The sequence below is a fragment of the Paraburkholderia sp. LEh10 genome (assembly GCF_017814945.1).
In the GTDB taxonomy this organism is placed as follows: Bacteria; Pseudomonadota; Gammaproteobacteria; order Burkholderiales; family Burkholderiaceae; genus Paraburkholderia.
Map to the genome: position 1 here is coordinate 1 of NZ_JAGIPX010000080.1, position 19390 is coordinate 19390.

General features: G+C 64.0%; 19 protein-coding genes and 3 pseudogenes. 3 read left to right on the plus strand and 19 right to left on the minus strand.

Features of this window, described 5'->3' with window-relative positions; translation table 11 throughout:
- Positions 1-165 precede the first annotated feature (165 nt).
- Together J8I87_RS37735 and J8I87_RS37740 are read right to left on the minus strand one after the other, a co-directional pair.
- Positions 166-726: pseudogene (locus J8I87_RS37735) on the minus strand (helix-turn-helix domain-containing protein).
- A gap of 73 nt (positions 727-799) precedes the next feature.
- A complete protein-coding gene (locus J8I87_RS37740) occupies positions 800-2056 on the minus strand; it encodes a hypothetical protein (RefSeq protein WP_245254449.1) in 1257 nt (418 codons plus the stop codon).
- A gap of 130 nt (positions 2057-2186) precedes the next feature.
- Here J8I87_RS37740 and J8I87_RS37745 point away from each other — a divergent pair.
- Positions 2187-2567: pseudogene (locus tag J8I87_RS37745) on the plus strand (aminotransferase class V-fold PLP-dependent enzyme); the annotation flags it as partial.
- Positions 2568-2661: 94 nt separating this feature from the next.
- Positions 2662-3463, plus strand: a pseudogene (locus J8I87_RS37750) (IS5 family transposase).
- Positions 3464-3481: 18 nt separating this feature from the next.
- Here J8I87_RS37750 and J8I87_RS37755 read toward each other — a convergent pair.
- From J8I87_RS37755 to J8I87_RS37770, 4 genes are all read right to left on the minus strand, one after another.
- Positions 3482-4293, minus strand: a protein-coding gene (locus J8I87_RS37755) for an IS5 family transposase (protein ID WP_209937461.1) whose coding sequence is annotated in 2 segments (ribosomal slippage) — positions 3482-3945 and positions 3945-4293 — 813 coding nt in all. Because the reading frame shifts where the segments join, the coding sequence is not laid out codon by codon here.
- A 122-nt stretch (positions 4294-4415) separates the two neighbouring features.
- Positions 4416-5336 (minus strand): LysR family transcriptional regulator, encoded by a 921-nt coding sequence (locus J8I87_RS37760; protein WP_124472713.1) that lies wholly within the window; start codon positions 5334-5336, stop codon positions 4416-4418.
- Between the two features lie 103 nt (positions 5337-5439).
- Positions 5440-6678, minus strand: a complete 1239-nt coding sequence (locus tag J8I87_RS37765) for an MFS transporter (protein ID WP_209937462.1) — start codon at positions 6676-6678, stop codon at positions 5440-5442.
- Positions 6679-6849: 171 nt separating this feature from the next.
- Positions 6850-8172, minus strand: coding sequence for a tetratricopeptide repeat protein (locus tag J8I87_RS37770; protein WP_209937463.1), 1323 nt, complete (start codon positions 8170-8172; stop codon positions 6850-6852).
- A 163-nt stretch (positions 8173-8335) separates the two neighbouring features.
- Between J8I87_RS37770 and J8I87_RS37775 the strand changes: the two genes are divergently transcribed.
- Positions 8336-9151 (plus strand): AraC family transcriptional regulator, encoded by an 816-nt coding sequence (locus J8I87_RS37775; protein ID WP_209937465.1) that lies wholly within the window; start codon positions 8336-8338, stop codon positions 9149-9151.
- Between the two features lie 75 nt (positions 9152-9226).
- Here J8I87_RS37775 and J8I87_RS37780 read toward each other — a convergent pair whose 3' ends face one another.
- The 13 genes from J8I87_RS37780 to J8I87_RS37840 all read right to left on the minus strand — a co-directional run bounded on the left by J8I87_RS37780 (position 9227) and on the right by J8I87_RS37840 (position 19351).
- Positions 9227-10660 (minus strand): amino acid permease, encoded by a 1434-nt coding sequence (locus J8I87_RS37780; protein WP_209937466.1) that lies wholly within the window; start codon positions 10658-10660, stop codon positions 9227-9229.
- Between the two features lie 178 nt (positions 10661-10838).
- Positions 10839-12089, minus strand: coding sequence for a MalY/PatB family protein (locus J8I87_RS37785; protein ID WP_209937467.1), 1251 nt, complete (start codon positions 12087-12089; stop codon positions 10839-10841).
- A 132-nt stretch (positions 12090-12221) separates the two neighbouring features.
- Positions 12222-12689 (minus strand): carboxymuconolactone decarboxylase family protein, encoded by a 468-nt coding sequence (locus J8I87_RS37790; RefSeq protein WP_245254451.1) that lies wholly within the window; start codon positions 12687-12689, stop codon positions 12222-12224.
- Positions 12690-12833: 144 nt separating this feature from the next.
- Positions 12834-13085 carry a hypothetical protein gene (locus J8I87_RS37795; protein ID WP_209937469.1) on the minus strand — a complete coding sequence of 84 codons (252 nt, stop codon included), beginning with the start codon at positions 13083-13085 and terminating at the stop codon, positions 12834-12836.
- Positions 13086-13099: 14 nt separating this feature from the next.
- The gene (locus tag J8I87_RS37800) at positions 13100-13420 is read right to left on the minus strand and encodes a disulfide bond formation protein B (RefSeq protein WP_209937470.1); all 321 of its coding nucleotides are present in this window, start codon (positions 13418-13420) and stop codon (positions 13100-13102) included.
- Entirely contained in the window at positions 13420-13593 is a 174-nt protein-coding gene (locus tag J8I87_RS37805; protein ID WP_209937472.1) for a hypothetical protein, read from the minus strand. Before J8I87_RS37805 ends, J8I87_RS37800 begins: the two co-directional genes overlap by 1 nt.
- 216 nt (positions 13594-13809) lie before the next feature.
- On the minus strand, positions 13810-14790 hold the full coding sequence (gene tehA, locus J8I87_RS37810; RefSeq protein ID WP_209937473.1) for a dicarboxylate transporter/tellurite-resistance protein TehA: 981 nt from the start codon (positions 14788-14790) through the stop codon (positions 13810-13812).
- Positions 14769-15854, minus strand: coding sequence for an alcohol dehydrogenase (locus tag J8I87_RS37815; protein WP_209937474.1), 1086 nt, complete (start codon positions 15852-15854; stop codon positions 14769-14771). Before J8I87_RS37815 ends, tehA begins: the two co-directional genes overlap by 22 nt.
- Before the next feature lie 53 nt (positions 15855-15907).
- On the minus strand, positions 15908-17032 hold the full coding sequence (locus tag J8I87_RS37820) for an FAD-dependent oxidoreductase (RefSeq protein WP_209937475.1): 1125 nt from the start codon (positions 17030-17032) through the stop codon (positions 15908-15910).
- 2 nt (positions 17033-17034) lie between these two features.
- Entirely contained in the window at positions 17035-17703 is a 669-nt protein-coding gene (locus J8I87_RS37825) for a cupin domain-containing protein (RefSeq protein ID WP_209937476.1), read from the minus strand.
- Positions 17704-17777: 74 nt separating this feature from the next.
- Positions 17778-18122: a carboxymuconolactone decarboxylase family protein gene (locus J8I87_RS37830; RefSeq protein ID WP_209937477.1), complete on the minus strand. Its 345-nt coding sequence runs from the start codon at positions 18120-18122 to the stop codon at positions 17778-17780.
- Between the two features lie 55 nt (positions 18123-18177).
- Positions 18178-18459, minus strand: a complete 282-nt coding sequence (locus tag J8I87_RS37835; protein WP_209937479.1) for a hypothetical protein — start codon at positions 18457-18459, stop codon at positions 18178-18180.
- A gap of 118 nt (positions 18460-18577) precedes the next feature.
- The gene (locus tag J8I87_RS37840) at positions 18578-19351 is read right to left on the minus strand and encodes an SDR family NAD(P)-dependent oxidoreductase (RefSeq protein WP_209937480.1); all 774 of its coding nucleotides are present in this window, start codon (positions 19349-19351) and stop codon (positions 18578-18580) included.
- Positions 19352-19390: the final 39 nt, after the last annotated feature.

The following is a 19390-nucleotide window of genomic DNA, read 5'->3' on the forward strand; positions in this document are numbered from 1 at the left end:
TCGTCTCCAGCACACATGACTCGATCATAGAACATGCTGGATTTACGTAAAGTTATTTCTGGGACGGAACACTAGGATGCGCTTTGAGTCACCGTCGGGGTGTAACGATACCTCCGCTCAGAGGTGGCCGACGCCTCGATCAGGCTATCGGTCCGACGGGCGAGGTCAACGCTTCACCAATCCGAGAATATAGACGCAGTGGTCATCGGTCTGATTGGCGAAGGTGCAATCAACAGGTGGGCCAAGCTGCAGGCAATCACCTGCATTGAGCGTATGTGTAGTCTCGCCTTCTTCAAAAACCAGCGTCCCGGATGTCACCAAGATCTGCTGATGCTGGAAGGTGAACGCGGACGGCGGGTAGGAAACCCGCACGCGCGGCGGCAAGCTTACTTCGACTAATTCGAGTACCGAACCCATTCAGCGGCGACAGCACGCGCCGTGTGTAGCCCGTTTCAGGATCTTTCCAGACGGGCTGCGAATCTGCGCGGCTGATTCTCTTAGTCCGGCCTGTTCCGCCAGCGCCATCAACGTAGACAGTTGCAGGCCGAACGCGCCGGAAAGCCGACCGAGCACCGTCGCGGTCGGACTGGCCTCGCTTCGCTCGATCTTGCTGATCATCGCTTTTGATACGCCAGACCGCTCCGCGAGCTCAGAAAGCGACCAGTTTCGCCGTTCACGTTCGATCTTGACACGGGTGGCGATGGCGTCAGTGGGGTCACTCGTCACTAAGAAACCTCGTGGTCAGTTGGATACCGGAGCGACGCATTATAAGCGGCGGCCATTTCTGCACGCGCGCATGTTAGCCGCAACCGAGCGCAATGCCACGTGTCAGACACTCGTTGATCCAGACCTTCTGGCCACCGGACATCACCGACACCGACTTGGTGCTATCGGCTTCGGCGTCATGCACAAGAATCTCGAAACCCTCCCGCAGTTCGCCAGTTGCTAGCGCGCGCTGCGTGCGGATCTCGACCGTGAAGCGTGTGCCGTAACAGGCAAGCAGCAGCCTGTTGACGGTGTCAGCCAGTGCGGGACCCGCGTCGTCGATCGTCAACGCAATGACGCCGTCGTTGCCGAGCCCTTTCGCGAGCAGCTTCCACTGCGCAATTTCATCGGAGAGCCGGTCGGCGCGCCGCTGCGTAGCAGAGAACCCGTTCAGTTCTGCATCCAGCCCGTTGGCTTCAGCCTGTAGCACTGTCTGGGCGCGGATCGCACCTTCGATCCTGCCCTCGAGCGCGGCGACTGCTTCGCGATTTGCGGACAGCTTCCGGTCGGTCTCTGCAATTGCGGCCGTCACATCGACGGCTGCAAGCTGCTTCGATTCCTGCTGGATTCTGACCATCTCCGCCGTCATACGGGCCTTTTCAGACTCGTATCGGGCAGCTCGCGCAGCCGCTTCTTCCGCGACTTCCCTCAGTTCCGCGTTGGCGGTTTCAAGGCCCGTCGCAGCAGCATCAAGGAGTGGCTTGCTGGCAGCGAGTTCAGTCGCCGCCTGCAGATCACGTCGAGCGTCGCTCAGGGTGCGGGTCAACACGGCAAGTTCGCCGCGCTTTGCCGCAAGCTCCGCGACAACCGGAGCCAGCAGGTCGGCCTGCGCTTTCTTTTCGCGATACTGCGCACGAAGTTCGGCCACCGACACACGCTGCTCTTCTGCCTGCGATCTGGCCTGCAGCGCCTGACTGAGCAGCGGACACGTGGCATGCATCGCATGCCCCACGCACGGCACCTGGTCGACGACTGCAGCCTGCTTCGTCAACGTCTCGAAGTGGGCGGCTTTCGTCTGACCCTGCGTCATGAGGCCCGAAAGCGCGGTCTGAAGCGTCGCATGACTGACCTGCTTCGCTTCGAGATCGGCGATCACACGCTGCAGGGGCTCCAGCTTTGCCTCCTCGCGACCGATTAGCAGTTGCGCTGCATCGCGCCTCGCCGCCGCTCCCAGAATCGCCTCCTTGCGGGCAAGCGTCGCCTGATGAGTCGTCACCGTCTGGTTCAGGGCATTCACGCGCTGCTGGGTCCGGGCGGCTGCTGCCCGCTCATCCCCATCGAGCGTCTGCACGCCCTTGACCAGTTCTTGCGCGCGGACCGACAGTTCGCGCAGACGAGCTTCGGCAGTTGCCGATTCGCCCGCCTTCGCGGCCAGCGTCGCACGCTCCTGAGTCAGCTTCGCACCCTGGGACTACCCGAGTGCATTGGGAGGCTGGCGGCAACGCGAAGAGCGCGAGCGCATCGTCGTTGATACCGTGACGTTCGATCTTCTGGCAAGCGATGACGACATTGTCGCCGAGTATTCATCCGCGATTCGTCCCGCCACGCGCGTCATGCATCTGACGCACATGATTCACTGGACGGGTCGAGTGCTGCCCGTCGCGCGCCTGATCGCGCTCGCGCGGCAGCACGGCATCGTGACCATCGTTGACGCGGCGCAATCGTTTGCGCAGTCACCCGTCAGCGTTCGTCTGCTCGGCTGCGATTTCTTTGTGACCAGCCTGCACAAATGGCTCGGGGCGCCCGTCGGCAATGGCATGCTGGTGGGGGACCTCGTGATTCCGATGCAAGATTCCGGTTAGAAGGATCTAAGCACCATTTGACCGAGCGGTCTGTCACCAATATATTGTTGTTTTAAATCATAGGGTTGTTGTCTGAGTGTGACGCCCGCGCATTATGGAAGCGCCGATCATTGACGACGAACTGTGGATACTGATCGGGCCATTGCTGCCACGCGTGAAGCCTCGTGCGAAGGGCGTTCCTGGTCACCCGCGCGTGTCCGATCGTGCGGCGGTCAACCGCATCCTGTTCGTGTTCAAAACGGGAATACGGTGGAACCACTTGCCGACTCGGCTGGGCTTCGGCTCAGAGGTGGCTTGCTGGTCGCGATTAAACGACTAGCAAAGGCTGGTGTGTGGGACCAACTGCACGGGTTGCTGGTGCGGCCGGCCAGATCGATCTGTTATACGCTGCGGTAGATTCGTCCTCAGTGCGCGTCGCTGTGACGGACGAAAAACTGGCCTAAACCCGCGAATAGTGCGCGACCCGGTTCCAAGCACCACATCCCCGTAGACGCCAACGGCGTTCCTGTTGTCACGATCCTGACTGGCGCGAACGCCAACGAAGTCGCGCAGTTGCTGCCGCTCATTGAGCAATTCCGCCAATTCGCGGCGTCCGTGGTCAACCACTTCTGAAGTCTAGCGCCGTCTACGCCGATTGCGGCTACGACTCCACACGACACCGACGTGCGCTGCGTGAGCGCAGCGTCAGGCCCATGTTCGCGAAGCGCCGGAGCGAATATGGTAGCGGGCTCAGCAAGTATAGTTGGGTGGTCGAACGCACACACTCCTGGGTCCATAATTTACGTCGTGTGCGTACGCGCTTCGAGCGACGCGCCGCAATTCACGAAGCATTCTTGAAACTCGGCTCCTCGCTCGTCTGTCGGAACATCCTCGGGCGAGCTGAGCAAGGTTTTTGAACTTCCCTCTAAGAGGAGTTAACAAAATGAGCTCTGCAGTTTTCGCCAACAGATAATGCAGCAGGCGAGTTTCATGAAGGCTTCGTGGATAAAAGCAAGGCGTTCGAAGCGGATGCGCAGTCGTCGGAAGTTGTGAAGCCACGAAATGGTTCGCTCGACGACCCAGCGGGTCTTGCCAAGGCCGCTGCCATGAGGCTGGCCACGTCGTGCGATTTCGGTAGCGATGCCGGCTGCGTGCAGCGGACGGCGGTATTTGTCGTGATCGTAGCCCCGATCGCCCTGAACGATGCGAGGCTTCGAAAGCGGTCGGCCGCGCTTGCCGGCAATGGGCGGGATCGCGTCAACCAGCGCGTGAAGCTGGGTGACATCGTGGCGGTTGGCGCCGGTGAGGATTACCGCGAGCGGGATGCCCTGCGCTTCGGTAATGAGGTGGTGCTTTGAACCAGGTCGCGCGCGGTCGGTGGGATTCGGTCCCGTTTTTGACCTGCACCCACCGCGCGGATCGAGGAGGAGTCAACGACGACTCGTGACCAGTCAATCCGGTCGGACTCGCGTAGCTTCGCGAGCAGCACTTCGTGCAGCCGATCCCAGACGCCGGCGGCCTGCCAGTCCCGTAGACGGCGCCAGCAACTCATGCCGCTGCCGCAGCCCATCTCGCGTGGCAGCAGGTCCCAGCGCAGGCCCGTCTGCAAGATGAACAGGATGCCGGTAAGCATGGCCCGGTCATCCAGTGGTTTGCGTCCGGGATACCGTGAGCGGCGAGGTTTGGGTGGGGGCAGCAAAGGTTCAACGAGTGCCCACAACTCATCATCGAGTATCGGTTTGGCCATGGCCTCCTCGCGACCGAAACAATGATGAGGTTAACAGCAATCGTTGGAAGTTAACAGACCCAAGCAATCATTTTGTTAAAGGTTCTAAGTGATGTGTTCCGTTTTGCATGGAGGCACTGACATCACGCGGACCGTTCAACCGGTGTCGCTGCTGACCTTGCATCAAACTGCCGGGCCAACGCGAGAAAGCCGGCGATATAGGCCACGTCCTCTTCTCCGCGCCGCAGGCCGAGGTGGATGCTTTTGTGAATGCCGTCTCGACCGAGGCGCACCGTGCGAATCGGCATCGCCGCGCCTTCCTCGATCACCAGCCAATCGGGCAGCACGGCCACGCCACGGTGTGCCGCAACGAGTTGCAGCATCAGCTCCGTCTGCTCGGCCGTGCGATGAAATTTGGGCCTGCAATGGGCGGGAAGGAGGAAGCGCGTATAGATGTCGAGCCGCTCCTTGCTGACCGGCACCGTGATCAGTTCCTCGGCGAGCAGGTCATGCGGCAGCGCGAATTCGCGCGCGGCAAGCGGGTGCTGCTCGTGTACCACCAGCATCAGCTCGTAGTCGATGACCGGTTCGAACACGACGTCGGGCAGGTCGATCGGATCGGGTGTGACGAGCAGGTCGATTTCATAGCCGAGCAGCGCCGCCACGCCATCGAAACCGAATGCGGTCCGGACGTCATAGTCGACATCGGGCCAGCTTGCGAGATAGCGTGAAGTCAGCCGCGTCAGCCATTTCTGGCACGGATGGCACTCCATCCCGACACGTAGTGCACCGCGTCGTCCTTCCGCAAACTCGACGAGCGTGCGCTCGGCATGTTCGATCTGCGGCAGCACGCGCTCGGCCAGCGCAAGCAGGTATTCGCCCGCGTGCGTAAAGCGCAGGCCGCGTCCGTTCTTGGTCCAGAACTTGACGCCATGGCGCTCCTCGAACTTGCGGACCATATGCGACAGAGCCGACTGCGTGACGTTGAGGCGTTCGGCGGCCGCGGTCAGGCTGCCGAGTCGCTGGACTTCCTTCAGGATCGAAAGATACTGGAGATCGAGCATCGTTGAACTCCCCACATTGCTTGAGACGGGCGAGCACGAGCGCGGGTGCTTTGGCCGCGCATGGGCTGGCCCGCGGCACCAGGACGCCGTTCGCCCATGCGGATCATGCCGTCGCCGTGCCCCGGGCCGAAGTCCACAGGAACGCCGCCAGTCCCAGCACGGGCCCGGGCACCAGCAGCCAGATCGCGTCGAGCCCGATCTTCTCGAGCAGCGCGGTGGTGGCGGCGATCGAGACGACTGTGATGGCAAAGCCGATCGAATTCTGGATTGCCAGCGCGCCTCCGACCCAGGCAAGTGGGCAGGCGCGTGCCGCCAACGCCGAGAATTGCGGTGAATCGGCGACGACCGACGCACCCCAGGCGACGAGCAGCACCTCCATGGCCATCGGCGGCAGCACGCGCCACGCGAGTGCGAAAGTCAGTGCACATAGTCCCGAGATGGCTAATGCTCCGAGCGCAACCTTCGCGCTACCCAGCGTTCGCGACAGCATTCCGCCGACGAGCGAGCCGATTGCGCCTGTGGCGATGACGCCAAAGGCCAGGCCCGAGACGCCGAAACGGGGAAACTGCGACACCAGCGTGGTATGTGCGATCAACAGCGGCACAGCAGTCCAAAACGTGTAGAGCTCCCACATGTGGCCGAAGTAGCCGAGCGTCGCGGCACGAAATGCGCGGATCCGGAACGCCCCGAGCACGGCGGCCGGGCCGCGTTGCTGCCCGACGGTTGTGTTCGTCCGTGGATGGATGCCGTCACCGAGGACGCCGATTACGCCGGCGCCGATCAGCGCGAGGGCCGACGACGCGGTGATGACCCACTGCCACGGCAGGCCGGTACCGACGACCCGCATCGCGTGCGGCAGTGCCGTGCCAAGCGTCAGCATGGCGACCAGTTGGGCCAGCGCGGAACCCGTGCGATCCGGCGCCCAGCCGACGATCAGCTTCATGCCCATCGGATAGATGCCCGCGAGGCAGATGCCGACGCCGAACCGGAACGCCGCACCCGTGGCAAGGCCGCTCGACAGCCATGCAAAACCGAGGTTGAAGGCAGCACCGAGCACGGCGCTGCACACGAAAATCCGGCTCGCGCGAAACCGGTCCGCAGCACCGCTCGCCGAGATCGCAAGCGTGCCGAAGATGAAGCCCAGCTGTACGGCGCTGGTCAGCCAGCCGATGGCGGCGGCACTCGCGTGCCAGAGCCGCATCAGGTCCGGAGCTGTGCTGTTCGCGCTGAACCACAGCGCCGTGCCGAACAGCTGCGCTATCGCGATCGCGGCGACCGGGCCGATTCCGTCGACCAGCCAGCGCCGCAACCCGGTGCGCGGTTCCACGATGCTTGAACACATATGACTTCCTTGGCGGTTGCGCGATGGCCCGCTTTCTCGCACGCCGTCCTCGCGCCGAATTGGACTGCATTGCCCGTGCGAGTCGGCAGGGGCACCGGCTTGGACGGGCGGGGACGAATGAAGGGCGCGGGTCGCGCCGCTGTCGGGTCACGTCGACCAGAAAAGATCGACTCAGGCTGTGACGAGCTGACCCAGCCAGCACGTATCGCGCGGCGACGGTCGACGATGCAGGCGCTGCTCGAGCAGCGCGCGCGCCTTGCCGGCGTCGCCGCTGCGCATCCACGCGACGAGCAGCGTGTCCTGCACGATTTCGCGTTGCGCGCCGCTGCCGCCGATGCGTACCGCTTCCTGCGCTACGGGCTCGAGGAGGGCCGCGCATTGCGCGTATTGCTCGTCGGCGAATGCAAGCGCCGCACGGCAGATCGCCGGCACCACGGCACCGGCCCGCAGCGTGCCGGCCGCGACGAGCGCGTCGAGCGCACCCGCACGCTCGTCGAGCGCCGCCTTTGCGCCGGTGGCCGCCGCGATCAGTGCCATATGGACATCGGCGAACGGGAAGCCTGCCTGCCGGAAGTAGTCCGATGCATACCGGGCCGCATCGTCCCATTTGCCGTCGGGAACGGTGTGACCGTAGGCCTGCATGCGCCACAGGAACGAAGCGGTATCGCTGACCACGTTGATCGGCACGCCCAGCGACGCCGCCGGCGCAACCTGCGCGTCGTAGATCGCGAGCGCGCGCTCCGTATCGTCGCGCTCGAGCGCGATCAGCGCCGCATGCCACGCAATGTGGCTGTGAAGGATGCCGCTGCGGTCGTATTCGGGCAGCCAGCCGGCGATCATCGCGTCGGCCTCGTCGTTCGCGCCGGCCTCGTACAGCACGTGTGCCACCGCGTGCGCGGCATTGACGTTGTGCCGGCGCAGTTCGAGCGCACGCTGCGTCAGCGAACGGCCGAGCCGGACGTCGCCGTTTTCGCCATGCGCCCAGCCGCGATACGTCAGGAACCACCAGTCGTCGTCGGCAAAATGCCTTGCATGGCGCTCGCAAAGATCGACGCGTGCCTGATCGTGATCCGCCATGCCCGAAAACGCGAACAAGCCAAACGCGCCAAGTGGGAGCGACAACACGACCACGTCGCGCGGCCAGCTATCGGCATGTTCGAGCGCGGCCGCCAGTGCCTGTGCAGATTGCCCGTGGATCGCGAGCGACAGCACGTTGACGTGGCTGCGCTCGCGCGGCGTGCCGTTGCGGGCAGCGAGTGCGACCGCGTTCGTGATCATCGCGCGCGCCTCGCCGACTTCGGCGCGGATCGCATGCAGGCGTGCCCGGGCAGCCTGCGCCAGCGCGAATTCCGGATCGGCCGCGATCGCCTCGTCGAGCGTTTCGGCTGCGCCTGGCCACAGGGACAGAAGCAGGTCGACACCGGCGCGATAGCGCTCGGCCGCAAATTCGGAAGTCGTCGAAAGGGGCAGGCTGTAGCGGTCGAAACAGGCCATGAGGCGGGACACTCCGTTAAGAATCGTTGGCGTTCGGGGCGTGGCGGTCAATTGCGCGCGTTGCCGCGAGACAGGCATGACGATGATTAGACCAAGTTTCTCCATGTCTGTATTTCGATTAATGGACAAGATGTATAGAATATCTGTCAACTGGAGAATCATCATGATCTGGGAGACGATCGAGGCGCCGGCTAACGCGGCGCCACCGGCACCCCTCAGGGTGCGCGCGCAGTTCATTCCCGCCCGCCACTGTTTTCCCGAACATCGTCATGGCTGGCATCAGGTGGTGTACGCGATCGCCGGCGCGCTGACGGTAATCGCGGAAGGCGGTTCCTACGTCATTTCGCCGGATCAGGCCGTGTGGCTCGCCACCGGCGCGCGGCATCGCGTCGGCTCGCTGCTGGGGGCGGAATTCCGAAGCCTGTGGATCTCGGACGACGCGGGGCCGGCGCTGCCGGGCACGAGTCCGAGCGTGTTCACTGTCTCGCCGTTGCTGAAGGCGCTGATCGTCGAGGCGAGCGAAATCGAAGGGCAACCCGACGAAGACGGCTATGCGGGGCGCATCACCCACTTGATTCTCGACCAGCTGCGACGTGCGCCGGCGCTCCCGTCGGCATTGCCCTGGCCCCGCGACGCGGCGCTGATGTCGCTATGCGAAGCGCTCTACGCGGATCCAACCGACCTGCGCGGCCCGCAGGAGTGGGGGGCGCTGTTCGGCATGTCGTCGCGCACGCTGGCCCGCCGGTTCGTCGCCGAAACCGGTATGAGCCTGCGCTCCTGGCGGCGTCGCATGCGCCTGTTCAGGGGGATTGAACTGCTTGCGGGAGGGCACGGCGTAACACGCGTTGCGATGGAACTGGGCTACGGCTCGACGTCGGCTTTCGTCTACGCATTTCGGCTGGAGATGGGAAGCAGCCCGCAGGCCTACATGCGCGGCCGCGGCACCGAGTTCGGCGAACGCGCACCGGCGCCACGTTGAAGGCGAAAGGAATCGGGGTCGACCGGATCCCGGCAGGCGCCATGCCAGTCGGGATCCGGTCGATGATGCTCACGCTTACGCAGGAAGATCCTTCGGACCGCACGATTCGCGCGCGGCATCGGTGCTCGCGGCTTCGTTTCGGATATAGAAGCGATACACGCCATACACGAACGCGACCCAGACCGCCGACACCGCCAGCGACATCCGCATGTCCGGCAGGATCGCGATACAGGCCATCACCGAGGCGACGAAGCAGAGCGCAATGTAGTTGCTGTACGGATAAAACGGCAACTTGTAGGTGAGCTTGTCCGCTTCGCCGTTCGCGATCCGAATCTTGCGAAAGCGCAGGTGGCTGACGACGATTGAACCCCACGCACAGACGAGCGCGAACACGGTGACCGACGAGAACAGCTCGAAGGCCTGCTCCGGCATCACGTAGTTGAGCAGCACGCCCGCAAACATCGTCGCGAACACCATCAGGATCGCGCGATACGGCACCTTGCGGTTGTTGACGACGCCGAGGAACGCCGGCGCGTTCTTTTGCAGCGAAAGGTTGTAGAACGTGCGGCTGTTGGTGAACACGCTCGCGTTCACGGCCGAGAGCACCGCCATGATCACGACGAGATTCATGATGCCGGCCGCGGCGGGAATGCCGATCTTCGTGAACACCTCGACGAAGGGGCTGCCCTTGGTGGTCAGCGAGGTCCACGGGAACACCATCAGCAGGACCGCGATCGCGCCGACATAGAAAATCAGCAGGCGCCAGAACGTCGCGTTGATCGCCTTCGGCATGGTCGTGCGGACATCCTTCGCTTCGCCGGCCGCCAGGCCGAGATTCTCGACGCCGCCGAACGAGAAGGCCACCATCACGATCGCGAGAAAGGTGCCGCCCACGCCTTTGGCGAAGAATCCGCCGTTCGCAACGAGGTTGTAATAACCGATCGGCACGCCGTGGTTGCCGAAGCCGAACACGATCATGCCGGCGCCGAAGACGATCAGTGCGACGATCGCCGCGACCTTGACGAGCGCAAACCAGAACTCTGCCTCGCCATAGAACTTCACGCCGATGACGTTGACGCAGAACATGATCGACACGGCCGTGCCCGCCGTCACCCAGATCGGGATGCCGGGGAACCAGAAGTGCACGTAGTTGCCGAGCGCGTTCAGGTCGGCCGCGCTGGTGGCGAGCAGGAAGATGAACGCGTTCCAGCCGTTCAGGAAGCCGACGAAGCGGTGAATGTAGCGGTTCGAGTACGAGACGTAGGAACCGGATACCGGCTCCTCGACCGCCATCTCGCCCAGTGCGCGCATCACGAAGTAGATCGCGATGGCGGCGAGCACGTAGACGAGCAGGATGGCCGGGCCGGCCGTGCGGATGGCCCAGGACGAGCCGTAGAAAAGCCCGGTGCCGATCGCGCCGCCGATCGCGATCATCTGGACGTGCCGGTTCGACAGGTCGCGCTTCAGGTCTTCCTGTTCGTAAGTCGTGGTTTGAGGGGTCTGTGTCATGTCGCCTCCGAGAGTGTCTTCATCTGTCTTTGCAGTTGCATGGGAAATCCGGATTTTTATCTGTATTCCTGATTAATGGACGTGATCGTTCCGGACGATCGACATCCTTGTCGTGCTGCCGGTGAACGTAGGCGAAGCGGGCGCTAGTTCAGCCTCGCGCCGGCTTGCGTTGCTGAAGTCAGAGTGCGGCCAGTGCCTGGCTCAGGCGCTCGACCGCCTCGTCGATCAGCACGCGCGGGCACCCGAGGTTCGCGCGCATGTAGCCGTGCCCTTCGACGCCGAATTTCTGCCCCTTGTCGAGCCAGAGTCGGGCCTGGGTCAGCATGAAGCGATTGAGTACGTCGGGGTCCATGCCGAGCCCGCGGCAATCCATCCAGGCGAGATAGAGCGAATCGGCCGGCAAGACCTCGATGCGCGACGTGATGCCGTGGATCGCGTCGCGAAAATGGGCGTGATTGCCGCGCAGGTAGATCAGCAGCGCGTCGAGCCACGACTCGCCGTGGGTATACGCGGCTTCGGCGGCCACCATGCCGAGCGTGTTGACCGACTGGTACATGTTCCGGTCGAACTGTCGCCGTAACTGGTCGCGTAGGCGCGGGTCCGGCACGAACAGGTTCGCGCTCTGCAGTCCGGGCAGGTTGAAGGTCTTGCTCGGCGCGGTGCAGGTGATGCTGTTGCGCGCGAACGGTTCGCCGAGCGATGCGAACGGGACGTGCCTTTTGGCCGGATTGAGGATCAGGTCCTGGTGAATCTCGTCGGCGATGACGATCACGCCGTGACGTGCGCAAATTTCGCCCATCGTCCTCAACTCGCCCTCGGTCCAAACATTGCCGGTCGGATTGTGCGGGTTGCTGAGGATGAAGAGCCGCGTGTTGTCACGTATCGCCGCTTCGAACGCGCGCGCGTCGAAACGATAGGCGGTGCCGGCGCGTTCGAGCGGGGCGAAGGCGAGGTGCCGCCCGTTCAGCAGGACATCATCGTGGAAATGCGCGTACACGGGCGGCTGGATCAGGACCGTATCGCCGGGCGACGAGAAGGCCTGGATCGCCGTCTTCAATGCGGTAATGATGCCGCTCGCCTGCATCACCCAGGAACGATCGACTTCCCAGCCGAAGCGACGCGCCTGCCAGTCGACGACGGCCTTGACATAGCTTGCGGTCGCGCCGCACGAATAGCCGAAGACGCCGTATTCGACCGCATCGTGCAGCGCATCGATGACCGCGCGCGGCGCGCGGAAATCCATGTCGGCGACCCACATCGGCAACGGATCGGCGGCATGCTCGTCGGGTGACAGCAGCGTCGCGCCGAACGCCCATTTCAGCGAGTTCGACGATCGGCGGTCGATGACTTCGTCGAAGATCGAGGCGGTCGTGTCTGCCGCGCCCCCGCCGGCAGGAAATTCAGAATGAGACTTCACGTTCCCTTCCATTCACGATAAAACGGCACGCCGGTGGCGTGACCACGTATGGCGAATAGAGTAGCAGCGCGAAATAATGAGCAACAATGGTATCTCCTCATGGAGCCGTGAGCCCGGCTCATGGATGCAGGTTCGCGGCAAGCGTCAGATCCCCAGTGCCACGAGAAAGCGCGAGACCATGTTATAGGCGGCCGCCGTGGCAACAGCCTCGACCGTCTCCTTCTCGCCGAAATGCGACTTCAGTTCGGCGATCACATCGGCATCGACGCGCACCTGCCGGGTCGATTGATCGGTCAGACGAATCAGCGCGCGTTCTGCGTCACTGAACAGCCGGCTGTCCATCCCGGCGGCCTTCAGCGCTTCGCCCTGCGCGCGCGTGCCGCCTGCCGCGAGATAGGCCGGGTAGTGAACGTCCCATTCGAAATCCGCCCCGTTGAGCACGGCCACACGCAGCATGATCAGTTCACGGTGCACGAGCGGCAGGCTGAAATCGGCGCGCACCCGGCGCAGCAGTTCGTTCCATCCTGTCGCCAGCGGCTCGCTCCTGAGCAGGATGCGGTCGATGCCGATCAGTTCGCCGCCCGGACGACGCGCGCGCATCGCGGCAAGCAATGCTTCGGGGGCCGGTTCTCCGTCCTGCCAGGGGACGACTCTTGTTTCCGCCATCTTCATCTCCAGTGGAATTGTCGTTGCGATACCGTCGCGAGAGGCGGCGCCCGACCGTCACGCGGCACGGGCGCCTGGCCCCGACCGGTGTCAGGGTTTCATGACGTCGCCGTCGTAGAGCATCTCGTAGTGCTTTTGCCCGCCAGCCTTGAACGAATGGAAGCCGTTCTGCAGGAAGGCCGAGACAAGATTGGCGCCCACCAGCGCGATGAACAGCACCATGGCGAACGAGCGAATGGCCGGATGTGGACGCTGCGACGTACCCGCGGCTGATGTCGCACGGGCCTGCGCATGCAGGCACAGCATCAGCACGCAATGGACGATCGCGGCCGTGAAGATCATGTAAGTCCACGTGTTTACATGTGCAGGCCGAGAATCGCCGAGCCCGTCGGGACCGTATAGGCGGGCGCCTTGGCGAACATGAACAGGAGGCTGATCAGGCTGCCGATCAGCGCGCCGATGGCACTGAGCAGATAGTTCCAGGCCTGCATTCCGAAACGCAGGTTCAGCAGCAGCCCGCTGCCGAGGAGCATGAAGCCGACGCGGATCAGGTTGCAGAACGCGCACGGGAGTTCGCCCATCGCCAGCTGGAAGTAGAAGGCGGCGAGCAGCGTGATGGCGATGCCGAGCAGCGCGGCCGTATCGAGTCCTTCGAGGTGTCGTGGTTCGAGCTTCATTACCACGACCCCAGCGTCATCAGGTCCTTCATGTGATGGCTGCCGTGATGAACGGTCCACACGACGACAAGTGACGCGCTTGTCGACCACAGGAGCCGGGCGGCAGCCAGGTTGCGCAGCGATGCCAGTGCCGCGGCGAACGCGAACAGCACCGGAATGAAGCCGATGAACATTCGGGACATCTCCTTTTCCAGGTAAACCAACGGAATAATCGAACAGGAAATGTATCGTCGGGCGGGCGCGTTGTATGTCGATCGGTGGTCAACCTGTATCGACAAATGGACAAGCATAAAAATCGCGACGCGGCATGCCGATTTGTCGATGCTCCGCTAACCAGTCGAGGTCAGGGGCGCCCGATGCGGCGTGCGCATTCGGAATCCGCGGTCGGGTCAGTCGTGCGTTCCTGGGGGCGACACACGCACCTGCCGTGACGCAAGCTTCCCGATGAAGAGGGTGGCCGTCCGGATGACGAGATATCCGATCAACAGATTCGCACCGACGAATACGGGCAGGGCCAATGCCTGGGCTGACCCCACACCCGCGTGGGCCAGTTTCAGGCTGGTCACCGACGCGGCGTCGACGCCGAACCTATAGGCCCAGTACGCAGGGACGAACGGTTGCGCGCGCAGCCACGCGGCGAGCCGCAGGCCAAGCAGCAACTGAAAGAGGCCGTAGCCCCACAGCATGAGAATCCAGTGATCCGCGCTGCCGGGCGACAAGGTCAGCCAGGCCATCGCGCACACGGTCGGCGGTGCGAGCTGGATGCCGATCAACGGGCGTTGCGATGCCGGCAGCGTCGTCGGGTGCCACAGCCGCTGTATGACCAGCGACTCGAGCGCCACCCACGAGAACAGGCCGGCACCCAGAAACAGCCACCCCCAGTCCGGGTGACCCAGCGCGCCGAGTACGGCCGCACTGGTGAAGTTGCCTGCGACGTTCGGCAGATATACGGTCGGCAGCGTGTCCTGCGCATTCCGCCCGCCTTGCCAGAGCGTGCCCGTGTGCCACAGGCTGAACCCCAGGTGCCACGCGATGCTGACGACGCACAGCATCCACGCGATGGTGATCGAATATGGCTGGACCGCCATCGCAACGAGCGAAGTGGCTGCGGACACCAACGCCGGTGTGCCGCCCTGAACGGGATGCAGGCATTCGGCCTGCACTTGCTCGAAGCGACGCACGGCTTGCCACGCGTAGCCGGCGATCAGGATGGCCCAGGTCAATCCCGCCACTGCCAGAATCGTTTCGCCCACGAGCGGCGGCAGGGGCCATAGCAGCGCGGCGATGCGCCAGGCCTGCCCGAGGCCGGCTAGGCCCAGCACCATGCCGAAATGCGACGCCGGAATCGTCACCTGTCCTGGGCGTGCCATGCCTGTTCCCGCAGCGGGCCATCGCTTGTTTCATCCGAAGACTCATGGTTCATCGTGAGCACCATGCGGAACCTGACGTCGCCCGATTTCATTCTTCGATAGGCTTCGTTGGCCTGCTCCAGCGGCATGACTTCCATCATCGGGCGGATCCCGGTGAGCACGCTGAAATCAAGCGCTTTCTCGCTCTCGTACGGCGAGCCGGTAATCGATCCTTGTACCGTCCGCTCGCCAACGACCAGTTGGCCGGACGAGACGGACAGCGGATCCTTGGTCACACCGAGCACGACGAGGCGGCCCGCAGGGGCCAAGCCGTCCAGCAAACCGGATACCGCGTCTGCATTGCCGATGGTGGTCAGGATGGCGCGCGCCCCGCCCATGTTTTGCAGTCGGATGGCAGCATGTTCCTGGTTGGTATCGATGTAGACGTGTGCGCCCAACGCCAGCGCATCCGCTGCGACCTCGCCGCGGCGGCCGATAGCGACGACCTTGAATCCCATGTGGCGCGCATACTGCAATGCCATGTGCCCCAGGCCGCCGACACCGAGAATGGCTACGACATCGCCAGCTTCGGCGCCGCACTTCTTGAGCGCGTTGAAGGTCGCGATCCCTGCGCAAAGCAGCGGAGCGGCTTCCGCCGCGCCTAGCTCGTCCGGGATCGAGATGAGCGCCGTGCTGCGTGCGAGCATCATCTCGGCGTAACCGCCGTCGCAGGTTGCGCCGACGACCGGCTGGTTGCGGCAAAGCTGAAAGTGTCCCTGGCGACATTGAACGCATTCATTGCAGTAGCCGCCAAGACGGCCCACGCCGACGCGCTGCCCGATCGTCCAGCGCGACGGCACACCGGCACCGAGCGCGGCGATCCGCCCCACGATCTCGTGACCCGGAACGCGTGGTGGTTGCAAGGCCGGATCGGCGCGTTCGATGTCGGCGGCGTCCGCGCCGCAGATCCCGCAAGCCTCGACCGCAATCAGCACTTCGCCGGCTGACGGCGTGGGCGTCTTGCGCTCCACCAGTTCGAGAACGCCGGGGCGGGTTATCTGCATGGCCCGGTAGTGGTTTTTCATGATGGTTTCTCCAGAGTCGTGAATGGAACCTGATGTGCCGAAGCGATGCATCGTCATTCGCCCGATTCAGGCAGGGCCTGCACACCCGCGTGCGCCGTTTCGATGGCGCCGGCGACATAGCCGGGAAACTGTCCTGACCATTCGCTCGCGATGCCGGTCAGGCGTCGATGCCACGGGCCGGACAACGCGGTGGCGGCAGGGGCCTGCGCGTGACGGCCGTTGTCGTCGAGATCGGCGGCGGTGGCCGTGAAGATGTCCTGCGCCCAATCCTTGATGACCTCGGCTACGGGCGTCGCGGCCTTCGCGCCGAACAGGCGCACCAGCTGTGCGCGGCACTGTGCGCGTAGCACGTCGTCACGCATGTTTTTGCGAATGTGTGCGGGGATGTCGAGGAAGCCGAACAGTGCGGCGCTCCCGCCCGGCATGGACGCGTCGTGGATCTCGCCGAGTGGCCCGCGTGCGCTTCGGGCCTCGCCGGACAGTCCCTGTTCGCGCCAGAACGGCGCGTCGTAGATGGCGACGTACTTGGCATGCGGCGCCATCCACGTGCTCGTGTTGCGCCATTGCCGGGCCAGTGCCGTTGGCAATGGCGGGAAGAACGCGATGTGCTCCTCCGCCAATCGTGGTGGTATGGCCAGTAGCACGTGTTCGACGCGCCAGGTCGTGACGCCATTGGCGGCGCTTTCGCTTTCCAGTTCCACTTGGACGTCGACGCTGCGGATGCGCCGCACGATCTGACCGGTGACGATGCGGGGCGCGTGCAGGCGGTCGCGCAGTGCATCGATCAGCGCGCTCATTCCGCCTGCCACGCGCATCGACGCCGGTGCGCTGGCGTAACCCGGCATGCGCACGGCCGGCGCATCCGGCGAGCGCTCGATCATCATGTCGCGCGCTTCGTATTGCTCGAAGCACTGCAGACCCAGATCGCGGATCAGCCGGTCCAACTGGGGCTGGAGGTGTGGCCAGAACCACGTCGGGCCCAGATCGAAGCGATCGATGTCGTCCGCCGAAGTCGCAGTGCCATAGGCCGCGTGCCGCGAAACGGATGCGATGCGGCCGCCCGGAACATCGCGTGCCTCGAGCAGCACGTAGTCGTTGATGCCTCGCTGCTCCAGCAGGAAGGCTGCGTACAGGCCGCTCAGGCCCGCGCCGACGATGGCGATGCGTGCCGTCTGCATGGCTACGCCTCCACCGTCATGCCGGCGGGGCGGCTGGTCTTGAGATAGACGGTGGCTCCGTTATCCCCGGCGACGATCTCCGGATATTCGCCCTTCGGCAAACGCATCCAGCTGCCGTGTCCGTGGGACCTGGCTTCGTCCTCGACCGCTCCGGCCAGGACGAGCATTTCGGCGCTGTCTGTCGGCGCGGAGAACAGTGCTTCGCGCGGCGCCAGCCGTTGCAGGCAAACCTGTTCGACATCGTTCACGAACAACGGGCAGGTTTCGCGACCGTCGCGCCGCTGCCAGGCCGCCGGGTCGTTGGTATCGACGCGTACCCGCTGGTGCTCGCCCGGGCGCATCTGCCGGAGCTTGACGAAGATGATGGCGCCCTCGCGGCTGGAAGGGCGGTGGCTGGAGCCGGGCGGATTCCGCAGATACCAGCCTGCCGGATAGTGCACGCCATCTTCCGAGAAGGTGCCGGACAGCACAAGAATCTCCTCGCCCTCGGGATGCAGGTGGGACGGGAAGCAGGAAGCGGGCGCATACCGGACGATACTGGTGGCGCGGGCTTGCTCCCCACCCAGCCGATACAGCATCACGCGCTCGACGCCGGCCTGCGGGGAGGCCACCCATCGATACTGGTGCGATGCGACGACGACGCGCCGCGAGAAATCTGCGTTGACGAGCATGGGGGTTGTTCCTGGGCTTGATGGGCACGCGGCCGGCCGATCGGGAATCCGCAGCCAGCCGAGCTCGATGCGAATTACTGACTGGACAGTTGGGCGTGGGCTTCGATGACGCGCGCCGAGTATGTCAGCGCGGCCCCCGCGTTCAGCGCGATCGCGACGCCCAGCGCTTCGGAGATTTGCCCCAGCGTTGCGCCGTGCTCGACGGCCTTTTGGGTGTGCACGGAAATGCAGCCGTCGCAGCGGGTGGTTACGGCCACGGCGAGGGCGATCAGTTCGTGGATCTTGGGATCCAGATGGCCCGTTTTCGCGGCGGCACCGTCGATCGCCGTCAGGCCGCGCACCACGTCGGGGCTGTGTTTCGCATAGTCGCCGACGCGTTCCAGCAGGGCAGTACGGTAGGCGTTCCAGTCGTTCATCATGTTAAGGTATCCATATAAATATGGGCCGGGTGCGGGATGGCATCCGGCCGCGTGATCAGGCGACCTGGTAGATGCGCACGTCGGGCGCGGCATCCAGCAGCGGTGCGAGGCCAGCGACCACGTCGGCGGTGAACAGGTCGCTTTGCAGGTAGGCGTTCGCATGCTCCGCACTGTCGAAGCCGTGCAGAACTTGCACGTCTTCATTGCGCTCGAGCAGTTCCTTCGATTGCGCGCCGGCGACGGTGTCGAGGAACGGCGTCTTGTACCGCCTGTAGATCTCGGCTGCGGCAGCCCGGTTGGCGTCGGCAATTGTGAGCGTGATCTGCAAATAGACCATGTCGTTTCTCCTCATTGAGCGGGAAGGTGCAGCAGGTTTCCAGCCATCGATCCGTCATGGATCGAGGGTCCGGTCTGAACGGGGCAGGCGAGCGAGTCGCGCGTCTGCCCGCTTTCCATCAGTTGCGGCCGGCCATCACGCCGCCGTCCACGTCCCAGATCGCGCCGGTGACCCAGCTCGCCCTGTCCGACAGCAGGAACGCGACGACTTCCGCCACGTCTTGCGGCGTACCGACCCGGCCGATCGGGTGGAAGCTGTTGAAGCCCTGCAACGCGTCGTGCACGTCGGCCTTCGGGATGAAGCCTTCGTAGATCGGCGTCTGGACGACGGCCGGCGACACCGCATTGACGCGAATGTGCTTCGGGGCCAGTTCCATGGCGAGATGCTGCGTCAGCGAGTGCAGGCCCGGCTTCGCCATCGAGTACGCCGAAGAAGGCGTTGCGGCGATCGCCTGCTTCGCCCACATCGAGCCGATATTGACGATCGCGCCGGGGCGGCCGCTGGCGACCAGATTGGCGGCGATTTTCTGCGTGATGAAGAAGAACGCCTTGTTCAGCTTCATGTACTGGTCGTAGTCAGCGTCGCGATGCTCGAGGAACGGCTTCGGGAAGAACACGCCCGCGGCGTTGACCAGCAGGTCGATGTCCGGATGTTGCGCGTCGAGGGTCTGGAGCAGCGCTGCGAGGCCATCGTCGCTGGACAGATCCGCCGTCAACGCCACGACCGGACCTAGCGCAGCCAATTCCTTGTGCGCCGCCTCGGCCTTGTCGGCCCGATGCCCGACGATGACTGCGCTACCGCCTTCGGCGAGAACCAGGCGGGCCGTCTGCAGCCCCATTCCACTGGTCCCGCCGATGACCAGCAGCTTCTTGCCCTTGAATTGATTGCTCATGATGAATTCCGTGTAGAAGAAAATCTATTGATGAAGGCG